Below are 14,304 nucleotides of genomic sequence, written 5' to 3' on the forward strand. Positions count from 1 at the left end.
CCCCGCCACGGAAAGGCACCACATGTCATCGCCCTCTTCAACGTCCCCGCTCGACGTCGCCCTGCGACCCGGCAGACCACCGATGCTCCTGGCGAAGCCCGACGGTGACCCGGCACGCTGGGTGTCCCGGCACCGGGACGCCCTGCGCGCCACCCTCACCGAGCACGGCTCCGTCCTGGTCCGCGGACTCGGCCTGCGCGACGCGGCCGGGACCGCGGCGGCCTTCAGGGCACTGTCCACCGACCTGATGGCGGAGACGGAGAGCTTCGCGCCCCGGCAGACCTACGACACCGGGGTGTACTCCTCATCGAAGTGGCCCCCGAACCAGCCGATGTGCATGCACCACGAACTGAGCTACACGGTGGAATTCCCCCGCCTGATGCTCTTCGCGTGCCTGAGAGCACCCACCGACGGCGGGGCGACCGCGGTGGCCGACGCGACCGCGGTCCTGAAGGCGCTCCCCAGGAGACTGGTCAAGCGGTTCGAACGGCAGGGCTGGCTGCTGACGCGCAGCTACAACGAGGAGATCGGAGCCTCCGTCGCCGAGGTCTTCGGCACCGAGGACCGGGACGCCGTCGAACGCTACTGCCGCGCCCACGCCATCGCGTTCCGGTGGCAGCCGGACGGCTCCCTGCGCACCAGACAGCGGCGCAGCGCCGTGGTACGCCACCCGCTCACCGGCCGGCGGTGCTGGTTCAACCAGATCGCCTTCCTCAACGAGTGGACGCTCGCCCCCGAGATCCGGGAGTACCTGGTGGACTCCTACGGCGCCGACGGGCTGCCGTTCAACACCTCCTACGGGAACGGCGATCCCATCGACGCGGACGTCATCGACCTGCTCAACAGCGTCTACCAGACCCACACCGCACGCGAACCCTGGCAGGCCGGCGACCTGATGCTCGTGGACAACATCCGTACCGCACACAGCAGGGAGCCGTTCGAAGGCCCCCGCGAAGTCCTGGTCTCGCTGGCCGACCGGGTGTCCCTGACCGACTGCTCGCCAACCCTTGAGGTGACCGCCCCATGACCAGCCTGCACTCCACCGATCCCCGGTCCACCGCTCCCGTGCCGCACCCCGTGCCGTCGTTCGCGGTGATCCCCGGAGCCCAGGTCCAGCACGCACTCCAGGGGCGGGCGCGCGAGGTCGTGGACCTCGTCGAAGCCACCTACCGGCTGCACGGCGCCGGCGCCTCGGTCAATCCCCCCTCGTACTTCCTGAGGTTCCCCGACCGTCCTGCCTCCCGCATCATCGCGCTGCCCGCCTCGCTCGGCGGGCAGACCCCGGTGGACGGCATGAAGTGGATCTCCAGCTTCCCCGCCAATGTGGCGGCCGGAATCCCCCGGGCCTCGGCGGTGCTGATCCTCAACGACCACGACACGGGGTATCCGTTCGCCTGCCTGGAGAGTTCGATCATCAGCGCCACCAGGACGGCGGCGTCCGCCGCGCTGGCCGCCGACCGGCTCAGCCGGGGCAGGACGCGCCCCCGCAGCATCGGCTTCTTCGGAACGGGCCTGATCGCCCGCTACATCCACACCTTCCTGGCGGAAACCGGCTGGGAGTTCGACCGGATCGGCGTGCACGACCTGTCCGCCGACAGCGCCGCCGGATTCCGGCTCTACCTGGAGCAGTCCGGCGCCGGCCATGGGATCACCGTGCACCGGAGTGCCGAGGACCTGATCCGCAACAGCGACCTGGTCGTCTTCGCAACCGTCGCAGGGCAACCGCACGTCAGCGACCTGTCGTGGTTCGCTCACCACCCGCTGGTGCTGCACATCTCGCTGCGTGACCTCGACCCCGGGATCGTGCTCGCCTCCGCCAACATCGTCGACGACATCGAGCACTGCCTCAAGGCCGGCACCTCGCCGCACCTGGCCGAACAGCGCACCGGCAGAAGGGACTTCCTCACCGGCACGCTGGACGACGTGGCGGCGGGGCGGGTGACGGTACCGGCGGACCGGACCGTGGTGTTCTCGCCCTTCGGACTGGGGGTGCTGGATCTCGCGGTGGGCAAGTACGTCTACGACGAGGTGGCCCGTTCCGGCGGGCTGCACCTCGTCGACGACTTCTTCCACGAACTACGCCGGCATGGCTGACCGGCCAAGATCGCTGCTGCCGTTGAGGGGGACGTCATGACGATCATCTCCGTACCCATGGACTTCAACGCCGAGGACCTCTACGTCGACCTGCGGTCGATCGCGGGGCACCCTCTGTTCCTCAAATGTGAGGGCTTCAACTTCGCGGGTTCCATCAAGCTCAAGGCAGCGACCGAGATGGTGGAGGCCGCCGAGTGGAACGGCACCCTCACACCGGGCTCCATCCTGGTCGAGTCCTCGTCGGGGAACCTGGGCGTGGCCCTGAGCATCATCGCCGCCAGCAAGGGCTACGGCTTCGTGTGCGTGACCGACGCGCGCTGCAACCTCTCGGCGCGCCGGTTCATGGAGGCGATGGGCAGCCAGGTGCACGTCGTCGCCGAACCGGCGGCGAGCGGCGGTCTGCTCGGCGCGCGGATCGCCCACGTCAGAGCGCTGTGCGCCGCCGACAACCGGCACGTATGGCTGAATCAGTACACCAACGCGGAGAACTGGAAGGCCCACTACCGCACCACAGCGCCGGGCATCGCCCGCCACTTCCCGCGCCTTGACGTCCTGTTCATCGGCACCGGCACCACCGGCACCCTGATGGGCTGCGCCCGCTACTTCCGGGAGTTGCACCGCCAGGTGCAGGTCGTGGCGGTGGACAGCGTCGGCTCGGTGACCTTCGGAGGCGAGCCGGGCCGCCGGATGATCCCCGGCCTGGGCACGAGCGTCCAGCCGGCACTGCTGGACGAGTCCTACGTGGACGAGGTGATCCGCGTGGAGGAGGCCGACACCATCCGTGCCTGCCACCGCCTGGCCCGCCGCGGATTCCTCTTCGGAGGATCCACCGGCACCGTGGTCAGCGGCGCCATGGAGTGGCTCTCCAAGCACGACAACCACGACCTCACAGCGGTTGCCATAGCCCCGGACCTCGGCGAACGCTATCTGGACACCATCTACCAGACCAACTGGCTGCACGCCCTGTACGGCGAGGACGTGCTCGCCCCCGAAGCCGCCGCCGACCTCCAAGTCCCGCCCAGCTCGACGCGGCTTTGACGACACGGCCCGGACCGCGGCGGGCGCTCCCCCGGCGCCCCCGCCGGCCGGTCCGCCCCTACCGGGCCCCCGGCCCCACTTCCTTCGTCACCAGAGCGACGGCCTCGTCCACGTCGTCGCTGAGGTGGAAGAGTTCCAGGTCGTGCAGGGACGCCTTGCCCTCGGCGATGAGGGTGTCGCGCAGCCAGTCGACCAGGCCGCTCCAGTAGGACGTGCCGAACAGCACGATCGGGAAGCGGGTGACCTTGCGGGTCTGTACCAGGGTGAGGGCCTCGAACAGCTCGTCCAGGGTGCCGAGTCCGCCGGGCAGCACGACGAACCCCCGCGCGTACTTCACAAAGCATGTTTTCCGCACGAAGAAGTACCGGAAGTCCACGCCGAGGTTCACGTACTCGTTGAGGCCCTGCTCGAAGGGCAGCTCGATGCCGAGGCCCACGGAGGTGCCGCCGGCTTCGTTCGCCCCCTTGTTGGCCGCCTCCATGGCGCCGGGGCCGCCCCCGGTGATGACCGAGAAACCGGCCTCCACCAGGGCGGCTCCGAGCCGTACGCCGGATTCGTACTCGGCGGAGCCACGGGGCGTGCGGGCGGAGCCGAAGACGCTGACGGCCGGGCCCAGCTCGGCGAGCGCGCCGAAGCCCTCGACGAACTCCGACTGGATGCGCATCACGCGCCAGGGGTCGGTGTGCACCCACTCGGAGGGGCCTTCGGAGTCCAGCAGCCGCTGGTCGGTGGTGCCGGCCTGCACCTGGTCGTGACGGCGCAGTACGGGGCCGAGCCGCTGCTCCTCGGGGGGCGGTGCTCCCTCGGGACTGGCCATGTTGTGCTCCCTCCGCTGGCAGATCGTTACCGGTCAAGCGTAGATCCAGCCGCGTGAAGCCCAGGGGAATTCGGCTGGTATGCGGAGGGACGGCGGCCGGTCCGACGGCGGCTCAGGCCGTCAGCCAGGCCCGCATCCGCTCCTCGCAGTGCAGGATGCGGTCGGTCTCGACGCGTTCGTCCTTCTTGTGGGCGAGCAACGAGTAGCCGGGGCCGTAGTTGACGGCGGGGACGCCGAGTGCGCTGAAGCGGGAGACGTCGGTCCAGCCGAACTTGGGCATCGCGCTGCCGCCGACGGATTCCATGAACGCCTTGGCCGCCGGGTGCGAGAGGCCGGGCAGCGCGCCCGGGGAGTGGTCGTCGACGACGAACTCGTCCACCCGGCAGTCCGCGAAGACCTCGCGTACATGGGCCAGCGCCTCTTCCGGGGTGCGGTCGGGCGCGTAGCGGAAGTTGACGGTGACCGTGCAGGCGTCGGGGATGACGTTGTTGGCGACACCCGCCTCGACGCGGACGGCGTTGAGGCCCTCGCGGTACTCCAGGCCGTCGATCACCGGGCGGCGCGGGGTGTACCCGGCGAGCACCGACAGGATGGGGGCGGCGGCGTGGATCGCGTTGGCGCCCATCCAGCCGCGCGCGGAGTGGGCACGCTCCCCGGTGGTGCGCAGCAGGACCCGGAGGGTGCCCTGGCAGCCGCCCTCCACCTGGCCGTCAGACGGTTCCAGGAGGACGGCGAAGTCGCCTTCGAGCCAGTCGGGGTGGGCGTCGGCGACGTGGCCGAGGCCGTTGAGGTGGGCGGCGACCTCTTCCTGGTCGTAGAAGACGAAGGTCAGGTCGCGGTTGGGCGCCGGGACGGTGGCGGCCATCCGGAGCTGGACGGCGACCCCCGACTTCATGTCGCAGGTGCCGCAGCCCCACAGGACGCCGTTCTCGTCGAGCCGGGACGGGACGTTGTCCGCGATCGGCACGGTGTCGAGGTGCCCGGCGAGCACCACCCGCTCGGCGCGGCCCAGGTGGGTGCGGGCCACGACGTTGTTGCCGTACCGGTCGACGGTCAGGTGGTCCAGCGCGCGCAGGGCGTGCTCGACGGCGTCGGCGAGGTCCTTTTCGTTGCCGCTCTCGGAGGGGAAGTCGACGAGCTGCGCGGTGAGCGCGGCGGCGTCGAGCGAGAGGTCGAGGGCGGGGTGGTCGGGGGAGCGCTCCATGCGGCCGACCCTATCGCCCGGCTCCAGTACGGTTGGCCCGTGTCAGCTCAGCCCTCCGTTTCCCCGCGCCGCAAGCGCCTGTGGCGCCTCACCGCGGCCTTCGCGGTACTCCTCGGTCTCGCCGTCTATCTGGTGGTGCAGTACGTGACCGGCGGCCCCGGTGCTCCGCGGTGCACCGTGCAGGCGGAAGGCGAGGGGCAGCCGTACGAGCTGACACCGGAGCAGGCGGCGAACGCGGCGACGATCGCCGCCGTGGGGTCCTCGCGGAAACTGCCGGAGCAGGCCGTGACGATCGCGCTGGCGACCGCGATGCAGGAGTCCCAGCTGCGCAACATCGATTTCGGCGACCGCGATTCGGTGGGGCTTTTCCAGCAGCGGCCTTCGCAGGACTGGGGCACCGTGCGGGAGATCATGGATCCGGTCTATTCGGCCGGGGAGTTCTATACGCATCTGGTGAAGGTGCACGGGTATACCGAACTGCCGTTGACAGAGGCGGCCCAGCGGGTGCAGCGCAGCGCTTTTCCGCGGGCCTACGCGCAGCACGAGGGGAATGCCGCGCAGCTGGCACGGGCGCTCACCGGCCGGGGCGGGGCGGCGATGACGTGCACGCAGAGCCGGCCGGTGGACGACAGCTCCGGCAGCGGGGCGCAGGTGCGGGAGAAGCTGGTCCGTGAGTTCGGCGCCGGTGTGCTGCCGCACGGGCAGGCCGCGGGCGGCGGCGCGCGGACGGTGCGGGTGCCGGCCGAGGGGACGCGGCACGGCTGGGAGGTGGCCATGTGGGCGATGGCCCACTCCGGCGAGCTGCACATCGAACAGATCTCTTATGCCGGCCGGACCTGGCGTGCGGCGGATTCGGGAGAGGGCTGGGTGCGCGGGAAAGCGGCGGACGACGCGGTTCCCGGCCGGGGTCCGGGCGACGTTCGTATCATCGCCGGGCAGTAGTCCGCACCGTCCCCCGACAGGGTTACGGGCGAATTCCCTTTGCCGTGACGGGAGTTCTTGCCGATGCGTCGGCGCTTTCCCTCATCTCCCCTGCACGCAAAGGGCCGTGGCATTTCCTGCGGGCGCCGCGCGGTGCACATATTGCCCGTCTTTAGCGAGTGCGGATTATGTGACGCGTTACCAACTCTTTGCCAATGTTCACCGCAACCTTCGGGGGTCTGACGCGGTAGTCAAGGCGTCCGTCCGCCCGGCGGACATGGCACATCTGTCAGAAGTACGCGCCCTTTCCGTAAAAGGAGCACCATGTCCCTCCCCGTTTCGCGTCGGATCGCCCGAGCCGCCCTGCTCATCGCAGCGAGTGCGGCTCCCCTGGTGGCCGCGGCCGGCTCCGCGAGCGCCGTGGATCTGTCCAAGGCGTCCGACCTGGGCGGACTGACCGGCCTGGACTCGCCGCAGACCAGCGAGACGCTCGACCACACCGCCCGCGACGGTGTCGACGTGGTGAACAGGACCGGCACCGCTGCCGTCCAGAAGCTGGCCCCGGCGCTCGTGGAGACCGCGGGCCCGGCGGTCGAGAAGGCCGCTCCGACCACGCAGCGCGCCGCCGAGGGCGCCGGGGACCTGCTCGGCAAGACCGCCAAGCACGGCCTGTCGACCGACACGCTGGCCACCGACGCGGTCAAGGGCGTGGCGGGCAGCGCCCCGGCCAAGGGCCTGCTCGGCGGTCTGCCGATCGGCCACTGACCGGCACAACGACCGCGCAGGGGCCCGGGGAGTGCGCTCTCCCCGGGCCCCTGTGCGTGCGCGTCGTGCCGTCCCTGACGGGCCGGGCGGCGGCGCCGTCAGTCCGCCAGGCGCCGTACCGCTGCCTCGACCCGCTCGTCGGTCGCGGTGAAGGCGATCCGTACGAACCGCTCCCCCGCCGTGCCGTAGAAGTCGCCTGGGGCGACGAGGATGCCGCGTTCGGCGAGGGATCCGACGGTGTCCCAGCAGGGCTCGTCGCGGGTCGCCCAGAGGTAGAGCGACGCCTCGCTGTGCTCGATGCGGAAGCCGGCCGCTTCGAAGGCGGTGCGCAGGGCGGCGCGCCTGCGGGCGTAGCGCTCGCGCTGTTCGGCGACGTGCCCGTCGTCGCCCAGGGCCGCGACGGTGGCGGCCTGGACGGGCGCGGCGACCATCATGCCGCCGTGCTTGCGGATCTGGAGCAGCTCGCCCAGTACGGCGCTGTCGCCCAGCAGGAACGCGGCGCGGTAGCCGGCCAGGTTGGAGCGCTTGGAGAGCGAGTGGACGGCGACCAGGCCCTCGTAGGAGCCGCCGCAGACGTCCGGGTGCAGCACGGAGACCGGGTCGGCCTCCCAGCCCAGTTCGAGGTAGCACTCGTCGCTGGCGATCAGGACGCCGTGCTCCCTGGCCCAGGCGACGATGCGGCGCAGCTCGTCGGCGTCGAGCACCTGTCCTGTGGGGTTGGACGGGGTGTTGAGCCAGAGCAGCTTCAGGCCGTCCGGGTCGAGGGTGGTCGGGTCGTCGTAGACGACCGGTTCCGCGCGGGCCAGCCGGGCGCCGACCTCGTAGGTGGGGTAGGCGAGGCGGGGGTAGGCCACCTTGTCGCCGGGGCCCAGGCCGAACTGGGTGGGCAGCCAGGCGACGAGTTCCTTGGAGCCGACGATCGGCAGCACGTTGGTGTGCGCGAGGTCGCGGGCGCCGAGGCGGCTGCCGGCCCATGCGGTGAGCGCGTCACGCAGGGCCGCGGTGCCCCACACCGTCGGATAGCCGTGGCTGTCGGCCGCGTCGGCCAGTGCCTTCTGGATGAGGTCGGGCACCGGGTCGACGGGGGTGCCGACGGACAGGTCGACGATGCCGTCGGCGTGTGCCGCCGCGGTGGCCTTGTAGGGCTCCAGCCGGTCCCAGGGGAATACCGGCAGGAGGGAGGAGACTGCGCCCACGATGCTCTCTTTCTCGGACGGGGTCGGCGCCGGGAGCGCCGGCACAAACGCCTGGGGCGTGTCCGGTGAACAGGGGCCCGCCCTGCTCACCGGACACGCCCCGGATCCCGTACGACGGACGGGGCCGTACGGGAACGATGCCGCCGTGCGACCGCTTACTGGTTCTGCGGCGGCAGGGCGGCGATGAAGGAGTGGTCGCGCTCGATCAGACCGAGCTTGCTGGCGCCGCCGGGCGAGCCCAGCTCGTCGAAGAACTCCACATTCGCCTTGTAGTAGTCCTTCCACTCATCCGGAGTGTCGTCTTCGTAGAAGATCGCCTCAACCGGGCAGACCGGCTCACAAGCCCCGCAGTCGACGCATTCGTCCGGGTGGATGTACAAGGACCTGGAGCCCTCGTAGATGCAGTCGACGGGGCACTCCTCGATGCATGCCTTGTCCTTGACGTCGACACAAGGCTGCGCGATGACGTAGGTCACGCTGTCGTTCCTCCTCGGTAGGGCCGGCGGACCGATTGGCAGTACCGCCGCTGGGCGCGCGGGAGCGCGGCGTCGTCGATGTGCCCACACCTAGTATCTCCGTTCCCGGGCACGAGACGAACAAGAGGGGCGGGAAGATCGTTGGAATTCATGACCGGTGGTCGCGCTGAAGTCCGCATCACCCCTGCTGACGTGGGCAAAAGGGTATCTGTCCGGCGCCGTACGGATGCCGGGGAGGGTCAGTGGGCGTTCACGGACGCGGTGGGGGTTCTCACATCGTGGAATAACGGTGTGTTGAGCATCACACGTCGGGACGGTGGGACGGTGCGGGTCGAGGAGGCGTCACTGGTCGCGGCCAAGGTGGTGCCGGCGCAGCCGGCCCGCAGGCGGGGTCCTGCCGCGGACGTGCGGGAGCTGACGGAGGTCGCGGCGCGCGGCTGGCCGGCCATCGAGACGGAGCGGCTCGGCGGGTGGCTGCTGCGCGCGTCCGGTGGGTTCACGCGGCGGGCGAACGCGGCGCTGCCGCTCGGCGACCCGGGACTGCCGCTCGACGAGGCGCTGGCGCGGACCACCCGCTGGTACGGGGAGCGCGGCCTGCCCGCCCGCCTCGTCGTCACCACCGGCCGCCCGGACACCTGCGAGGCGCTGGACGGGGAGCTGGCCCGGCGCGGCTGGCGGACCGAGGCGCCCACCCGGGTGCGGACGGCGGCGCTGGCCCCGCTCGCCGACACCGGGGCGGACACCGCGCCCGTCCGGCTGACCCGTGAGCCGGACGCGGCCTGGCTGGGCCTGTACCACCGGGTGGGCGGGCCGCCGGGGCCCGAGGTGCACCAGGTGCTCACCGGCGGGCCTTCGGTGTGGTTCGCGACGGTGACCGGGGCGGACGGTGCGCCGGAGGCGATCGGGCGCTGTGTGGTCGACGGCCGGTGGGCCGGGTTCGCGGCGATCGAGGTGGCTCCCGAGCTGCGGCGGCGCGGTCTCGCCACCGTGGTGATGGCCGCGCTCGCCGAGCGTGCCCTGGACGAGGGGGCATCCGCCGCCCACCTCCAGGTCGAGGCGGACAACGACGCTGCCCACGCGCTCTACGACCGGCTCGGGTTCGCCGACCACCACGGCTATCACTACCGGCTCGCTCCCCAGGGCGGTGCGCGCTGAACGGGGGCGCGGCGCGCAGGCCGCGGGGACCTGAGCCGGAGGGTGTGCGGGCCGCCAGGCGCCGGCGGTTCGCGGCGGCTGCGCGTGAGGAGCGGCCCGATCTCGCCCTGCTGTGCCTGCTGATCGCGGCGGAGGCCGACCCGGAGCTGGACGAGGCGGGCATCGACGCGGCGCAGATCGAACTGGACCGGCTGGCGGGGCTGTTGCCGTTCCGTCCTGCCGCGGGCCCGGTGAGCGCCGGCGGGCGCGCCGCGCACCGCCCGTCCGCCTTCGGGCCTGCCGACTGGGCCCGTCATCTCGCCGCCCTGCTGGGCACCCGCTGCGGCTTCGGCGGCTCCCCCGCCGACTACCGGCGGCTGGAGTCGTCCCTGCTGCACGAGGTGCTGCGGCGGCGGCGCGGGCTGCCGATCCTGCTGTCGGTGGTGTGGACGGAGGTCGCCAGGCGGGCCGGTGCCCCGGTGTACGGGGTGGCGCTGCCGGGGCATTTCGTCGTCGGCTTCGGCGATCCGCACGGGTCGCACGTGCTGGCCGATCCGTTCGACGGCGGGCGGACGCTGACGGGCGAGGACGCGGCGGCGCTGGTCGCCGGGGCGACCGGGGCGCGGCTCGACCGGCGGATGCTCCAGCCGGCCGACCCGCTGGATGTGGTGCTGCGGATCCTGAACAACATCCGGGCGTGGGCGCAGGCCAGGCCCGAGCACAGCGCGGTCGGGCTGTGGGCGGTCGAGCTGTCGCTGCTGCTGCCCCGGCATCCGGCGCAGTTGCGGCGGGAGCACGGTGAACTGCTGGTGCGGTGCGGGGAGTTCGCCGCGGGGGCGGCGGAACTGGAGGAGTACGCGCGGGTGGTGGACGCGGTCGACCCGGCCGTGGCCGCCGCGGTCCGCGGTCAGGCGGCGGAGGCCCGCGCGCTGCTCAACTGAGTGCCAGGGCGCGGGCTCTCAGAGCCAGCCCTTGTCACGTGCGGTGCGGACCGCTTCGGCGCGGTTGCGGGCGCCGGTCTTCTGGATGGCGGTGGAGAGGTAGTTGCGGACGGTGCCCTGGGAGAGGCTCAGGGTGCCGGCGATCTCGGCGTTGGTGGCGCCGCCCGAAGCGCAGCGCAGCACATCGCGTTCGCGGTCGGTCAGCGGGCTGGCGCCGTCGGCGAGCGCCGCGGCTGCCAGCGCCGGGTCGATGACCCGCTCGCCGCGCAGCACCCGCCGTACCGCATCCGCGAGCCGGGCGGCGGGGGCGTCCTTGACCAGGAAGGCGTCGGCGCCCGACTCCATGGCGCGGCGCAGATAGCCGGGGCGGCCGAAGGTGGTGAGGATGACGATCTTCACATGCGGCTGCTCGGCGCGGAGCGCGGCGGCTGCGTCCAGGCCGCTCATACCGGGCATCTCGATGTCCAGCAGGGCCACGTCGACGGGCCTGGCGCGGGCCGCGGGCAGCACTTCGTCGCCGCGGGCTGCCTGGGCGACGACCTCCAGGTCGTCCTCCAGGGACAGCAGCGCGGCCAGCGCCTCGCGGACCATGGACTGGTCCTCGGCCAGCAGCAGGTGGATCATGCGGGCCAGCTTAGAGCGTGTGTCCGGCCCGGCCGGGGGTGGGGAACGCACGTCTACGCGGGGTCGTTGAGCGGCGCGGGCGAGGCCACCGGTTCGGTGCCGGCGCCGCCCGGCGGGCCGCCCGCCGCGAACGGGACGAAGGCGCGCAGCGCGAAGCCGTGGCCGCCCGGCGCGGGACCGGTCTCCAGGCGTCCGTCGGCCAGGGCGAGGCGCTCGCGCAGCCCGGTCAGGCCGTTGCCTTCGTGCCGGACGCGGGGCGGCCCGGTGCCGTCGTCGAGCACGGTCAGGCACAGGTAGCGGCGTTCGTCGGCCTCCCACTCCTCGGCCAGCAGCACCTCGCAGCGCCGCGCCCCGCTGTGCCGTACGACGTTGGTGACGGACTCGCGCAGCGCCCAGGCCAGCGCGCCTTCCCCGTCGGCCGCGAGGCCGTGGTGCCCGGACTCCAGGGCGGGGTCGACGGTGGCGGTGATGCCGGCGGTGCGCAGCGCGGCGCGGGCCCCGGCCAGCTCGACGGCCAGCCGGGGCCTGCGGTAGCCGGTGACGGCCTCCCGCACGTCCACCAGCGCCTGTCTGCTGACCCGTTCGATGTCGGCGACCTGGGACGCCGCCGCGTCGGGCTTGTCCGGCAGCATCCGGCCCGCCAGTTCGCTCTTGAGCGTGATCAGGGAGAGCGAGTGCCCCAGGAGGTCGTGCAGGTCGCGGGCGAGCCGCAGCCGCTCCTCGTTGGCGGCGAGCCTGGCGACCTCCTCGCGGGCGGCGCGCAGCTCCTTGGTCGTACGGATCAGGTACTGCACGCCGACCATGGTGTAGCCGCTGCCCATCGCCGGGAGTCCGTAGGCGAAGAGGTAGTAGCCGCGGATCTCGGGGAAGCGCGCGCCGACGGCGAGCAGCACGACGGTGACGACCGGTACGGCCCAGCGGGCGTGCTGCCAGGGCAGGACGACGCCGGACACCACCGACGTGAAGATGAACAGCACCAGCCAGCTGAAGCCGAGTGTCCAGGAGAGCACGGTGGACAGCGTCAGCAGGAGGCCGAGCACGCCGTAGACGAAGGACAGTGACACCCCGCGCCACATGTGCCGGAAGACCAGCGCGAAGTAGGCCACGACGAAGAGGGCGAGGCCCGTGCCTCCCAGGACGCGGTCGGCGGCGGACGTGCCGCTGCGGAAGAGCTCGGCCACCGGTCCGGCGAAGTAGACCAGCCAGATGGCGGTCCAGAACACCTTCGCGACGACCTGACGCCGGGTGGTGGGCGCCTGCCCGATCCTGACCGGGTCGGGGTCATCCGGCGTGCTCTTCGTCGTCACCGTCCTCATGCCTTCCGGGTGTCCTTGCGGTACAGCCATGCCGCGCCGCCGGCGAAGACCAGCAGGTAGCCGAGCAGGATCGCGATGTCCTTCACGTGCGGGGCGCTGCCGGCTTCGACGGCGGTGCCCAGGGCAGCGTACGCGTGGGTCGGTATCCACTCGGCGATGTTCTGCACCCACTGGGGCAGGATCGTCAGCGGCATCCACAGGCCGCCGCAGAAGGCCAGGCCGAAGTAGCAGAGCATGCTGACGGGGCGGACCGCGTCGCCGGAGACGAGGTAGCCGATGGCGACGCCCAGTGCGGCGAAGACGAAGCTGCCGAGCCAGGTGCCGATGGCGATGGTGGCCCACTGCCAGGCTTCGAGCCGTACGCCCTTGACGGCCGCGCCCATGATCAGCACCAGGACGATGGAGGGCAGGCTGACGGTGGCCGCCGCGGCGACCTTGGCGGAGACGTAGCCGCGTCCGGGCAGCGAGGTCAGCCGCAGTTGGCGCACCCAGCCCTTCTCGCGTTCCTTGGCGATCTGCTCGCAGTTGCCGAGCAGGACGGCCGTCATGGCGCCGAACGCGGCCATGGAGACCATGTAGTAGAGCCCCATGTCCAGCTTCGTGCCGGGGACCGGCGTGCTGTCGGCGCCGCCCGCGATGATCATGTAGAGCGCCGGCGGGTAGATCACCGAGAAGAACATGAACTTCTTGTTGCGCAGCGCGCGGAGGATTTCCAGCTTGATCAGGGTGGTCATCGTGCCGTCTCCTCGGCGGTGGTGGCGGTCGCTTCGGACGCCGTGGTGATGGCGATGAACGCCTGCTCCAGGCCGAGTCCCGCGACCTCCAGGTTGTGCGGGTAGAGGCCGAGGCCGTAGACGGCGTGCACGGTCGCGTCGGCGTCCTGGGACTGGATGCGGACGGTGCGTCCCGAGACCTCCAGGGAGGTCAGGCACGGCAGGGCGCCGAGGGTGTCGCGGTCGATGGTGCCGTCGAGGTCGAAGGTGACCCGGCGGGCGCCGGCCTTGGCCTTGATCTCGGCGGACGTGCCGTCGGCGAGGACCCGGCCGCGCTGGAGCACGATGACGCGGTCGGCGATGGCGTCGGCCTCTTCGAGGTAGTGCGTGGCGAAGAGCACCGTGCGGCCCTCGTCGGCCTGCCGGCGCATCGTTCCCCAGAAGGTCTGGCGGGCCGAGACGTCCATACCGGTGGTGGGTTCGTCGAGCACGATCAGGTCATTGGCGCCCGCGGTGGCGAGGGCGAACCGCACCCGCTGCTCCTGGCCGCCGGAGAGCTTGCCGACCATCCGGTCGGCTATCCCGGTGATCCCCGCGGTCTCCAGGATCCGGTCGAGCGGGTAGCCGCGGGGGTGCAGGTCGCGGGCGAGGCCGACCAGTTCCCTGACCTTGACCCCCTCCATCAGGCCGCCGCTCTGCAGCATCGCGCCGACCTTGCCCTGCTCGATGGCGCGCTGCGGGGTGGTGCCGAACAGCGTCAGGCTGCCGGAGTCCGGGGTGCGCAGCCCGAGGAGCAGGTCGAGGGTGGAGGATTTGCCCGCGCCGTTGGGCCCGAGGAGGGCGACGGTTTCGCCCGGGTACAGCTCCAGATTCAGGTCGGCCACCGCGCGGACCGCGCCGTAGCTCTTGTTGATCTGCTGAAAGCTGACCACGGGCGCCGGGGCCGCGCGGCGCGCGGTGGCTGTGGTGGTGGCTGTCGTCGTCATGCCCTCAAGGATTCCGGGGCCGCCGCCCGTGCGGCAGTGTCGACTGTCCGCAGTCCGCCATGACATCTGTCATGGGGGA

15 protein-coding genes are annotated in these 14,304 nt (G+C 71.8%); 7 read left to right on the plus strand and 8 right to left on the minus strand.

Annotated elements, in window-relative coordinates:
* Positions 1–22 precede the first annotated feature (22 nt).
* From ACGFNI_RS11605 to sbnA, 3 genes are read left to right on the plus strand one after another with little or no spacing between them, the layout of a single operon-like run.
* A complete protein-coding gene (locus tag ACGFNI_RS11605) occupies positions 23–1,027 on the plus strand; it encodes a TauD/TfdA family dioxygenase (protein WP_393682764.1) in 1,005 nt (334 codons plus the stop codon).
* Positions 1,024–2,094, plus strand: a complete 1,071-nt coding sequence (sbnB, locus tag ACGFNI_RS11610; protein WP_393682766.1) for a 2,3-diaminopropionate biosynthesis protein SbnB — start codon at positions 1,024–1,026, stop codon at positions 2,092–2,094. Before ACGFNI_RS11605 ends, sbnB begins: the two co-directional genes overlap by 4 nt.
* 36 nt (positions 2,095–2,130) lie before the next feature.
* Positions 2,131–3,132: a 2,3-diaminopropionate biosynthesis protein SbnA gene (gene sbnA, locus ACGFNI_RS11615; protein ID WP_393682768.1), complete on the plus strand. Its 1,002-nt coding sequence runs from the start codon at positions 2,131–2,133 to the stop codon at positions 3,130–3,132.
* A 58-nt stretch (positions 3,133–3,190) separates the two neighbouring features.
* Here the strand turns inward: sbnA and ACGFNI_RS11620 are convergent, their stop codons facing one another.
* Positions 3,191–3,949, minus strand: coding sequence for a TIGR00730 family Rossman fold protein (locus ACGFNI_RS11620; RefSeq protein WP_393682770.1), 759 nt, complete (start codon positions 3,947–3,949; stop codon positions 3,191–3,193).
* Between the two features lie 112 nt (positions 3,950–4,061).
* Positions 4,062–5,153 carry a succinyl-diaminopimelate desuccinylase gene (gene dapE / locus ACGFNI_RS11625; RefSeq protein WP_393682772.1) on the minus strand — a complete coding sequence of 364 codons (1,092 nt, stop codon included), beginning with the start codon at positions 5,151–5,153 and terminating at the stop codon, positions 4,062–4,064.
* 39 nt (positions 5,154–5,192) lie between these two features.
* Here dapE and ACGFNI_RS11630 point away from each other — a divergent pair, with 39 nt between their 5' ends.
* Together ACGFNI_RS11630 and ACGFNI_RS11635 are read left to right on the plus strand one after the other, a co-directional pair.
* Entirely contained in the window at positions 5,193–6,095 is a 903-nt protein-coding gene (locus ACGFNI_RS11630; RefSeq protein WP_393682774.1) for a heavy metal transporter, read from the plus strand.
* A 303-nt stretch (positions 6,096–6,398) separates the two neighbouring features.
* A complete protein-coding gene (locus ACGFNI_RS11635) occupies positions 6,399–6,839 on the plus strand; it encodes an ATP-binding protein (RefSeq protein ID WP_393682776.1) in 441 nt (146 codons plus the stop codon).
* Positions 6,840–6,937: 98 nt separating this feature from the next.
* Here the strand turns inward: ACGFNI_RS11635 and dapC are convergent, their stop codons facing one another.
* Together dapC and fdxA are read right to left on the minus strand one after the other, a co-directional pair.
* A complete protein-coding gene (gene dapC, locus ACGFNI_RS11640) occupies positions 6,938–8,035 on the minus strand; it encodes a succinyldiaminopimelate transaminase (RefSeq protein ID WP_393682778.1) in 1,098 nt (365 codons plus the stop codon).
* 155 nt (positions 8,036–8,190) lie between these two features.
* The gene (gene fdxA, locus ACGFNI_RS11645) at positions 8,191–8,511 is read right to left on the minus strand and encodes a ferredoxin (protein WP_227050410.1); all 321 of its coding nucleotides are present in this window, start codon (positions 8,509–8,511) and stop codon (positions 8,191–8,193) included.
* 141 nt (positions 8,512–8,652) lie between these two features.
* On the opposite strand from fdxA, the gene ACGFNI_RS11650 reads away from it, so the two are divergent.
* The gene (locus tag ACGFNI_RS11650; RefSeq protein WP_393682783.1) at positions 8,653–9,666 is read left to right on the plus strand and encodes a GNAT family N-acetyltransferase; all 1,014 of its coding nucleotides are present in this window, start codon (positions 8,653–8,655) and stop codon (positions 9,664–9,666) included.
* Complete coding sequence (locus ACGFNI_RS11655) at positions 9,663–10,586, plus strand: transglutaminase-like domain-containing protein (protein WP_393683045.1); 924 nt, start codon at positions 9,663–9,665, stop codon at positions 10,584–10,586. Before ACGFNI_RS11650 ends, ACGFNI_RS11655 begins: the two co-directional genes overlap by 4 nt.
* Positions 10,587–10,604: 18 nt before the next feature.
* Here the strand turns inward: ACGFNI_RS11655 and ACGFNI_RS11660 are convergent, their stop codons facing one another.
* The 4 genes from ACGFNI_RS11660 to ACGFNI_RS11675 are packed head-to-tail and all read right to left on the minus strand — an operon-like array spanning position 10,605 to position 14,225.
* Entirely contained in the window at positions 10,605–11,210 is a 606-nt protein-coding gene (locus ACGFNI_RS11660) for a response regulator (protein ID WP_393682785.1), read from the minus strand.
* Between the two features lie 53 nt (positions 11,211–11,263).
* On the minus strand, positions 11,264–12,526 hold the full coding sequence (locus ACGFNI_RS11665; RefSeq protein WP_393682787.1) for a sensor histidine kinase: 1,263 nt from the start codon (positions 12,524–12,526) through the stop codon (positions 11,264–11,266).
* A complete protein-coding gene (locus ACGFNI_RS11670; RefSeq protein ID WP_393682789.1) occupies positions 12,523–13,260 on the minus strand; it encodes an ABC transporter permease in 738 nt (245 codons plus the stop codon). The genes ACGFNI_RS11665 and ACGFNI_RS11670 overlap by 4 nt, the downstream gene beginning before the upstream one ends.
* Entirely contained in the window at positions 13,257–14,225 is a 969-nt protein-coding gene (locus ACGFNI_RS11675; RefSeq protein WP_393682791.1) for an ABC transporter ATP-binding protein, read from the minus strand. The genes ACGFNI_RS11670 and ACGFNI_RS11675 overlap by 4 nt, the downstream gene beginning before the upstream one ends.
* Positions 14,226–14,304: the final 79 nt, after the last annotated feature.

This window comes from Streptomyces sp. NPDC048644, from assembly GCF_043199105.1.
In the GTDB taxonomy this organism is placed as follows: domain Bacteria; phylum Actinomycetota; class Actinomycetes; order Streptomycetales; family Streptomycetaceae; genus Streptomyces.

Bases quoted from the DNA above. Each gene is read 5' to 3' on its own strand.
- ACGFNI_RS11605 (WP_393682764.1), top strand. From the start codon at position 23: ATGTCATCGCCCTCTTCAACGTCCCCGCTCGACGTCGCCCTGCGACCC.
- sbnB (WP_393682766.1), top strand. From the start codon at position 1,024: ATGACCAGCCTGCACTCCACCGATCCCCGGTCCACCGCTCCCGTGCCG.
- sbnA (WP_393682768.1), top strand. From the start codon at position 2,131: ATGACGATCATCTCCGTACCCATGGACTTCAACGCCGAGGACCTCTAC.
- ACGFNI_RS11620 (WP_393682770.1), bottom strand. From the start codon at position 3,949: ATGGCCAGTCCCGAGGGAGCACCGCCCCCCGAGGAGCAGCGGCTCGGC.
- dapE (WP_393682772.1), bottom strand. From the start codon at position 5,153: ATGGAGCGCTCCCCCGACCACCCCGCCCTCGACCTCTCGCTCGACGCC.
- ACGFNI_RS11635 (WP_393682776.1), top strand. From the start codon at position 6,399: ATGTCCCTCCCCGTTTCGCGTCGGATCGCCCGAGCCGCCCTGCTCATC.
- ACGFNI_RS11660 (WP_393682785.1), bottom strand. From the start codon at position 11,210: ATGATCCACCTGCTGCTGGCCGAGGACCAGTCCATGGTCCGCGAGGCG.
- ACGFNI_RS11665 (WP_393682787.1), bottom strand. From the start codon at position 12,526: ATGAGGACGGTGACGACGAAGAGCACGCCGGATGACCCCGACCCGGTC.
- ACGFNI_RS11670 (WP_393682789.1), bottom strand. From the start codon at position 13,260: ATGACCACCCTGATCAAGCTGGAAATCCTCCGCGCGCTGCGCAACAAG.
- ACGFNI_RS11675 (WP_393682791.1), bottom strand. From the start codon at position 14,225: ATGACGACGACAGCCACCACCACAGCCACCGCGCGCCGCGCGGCCCCG.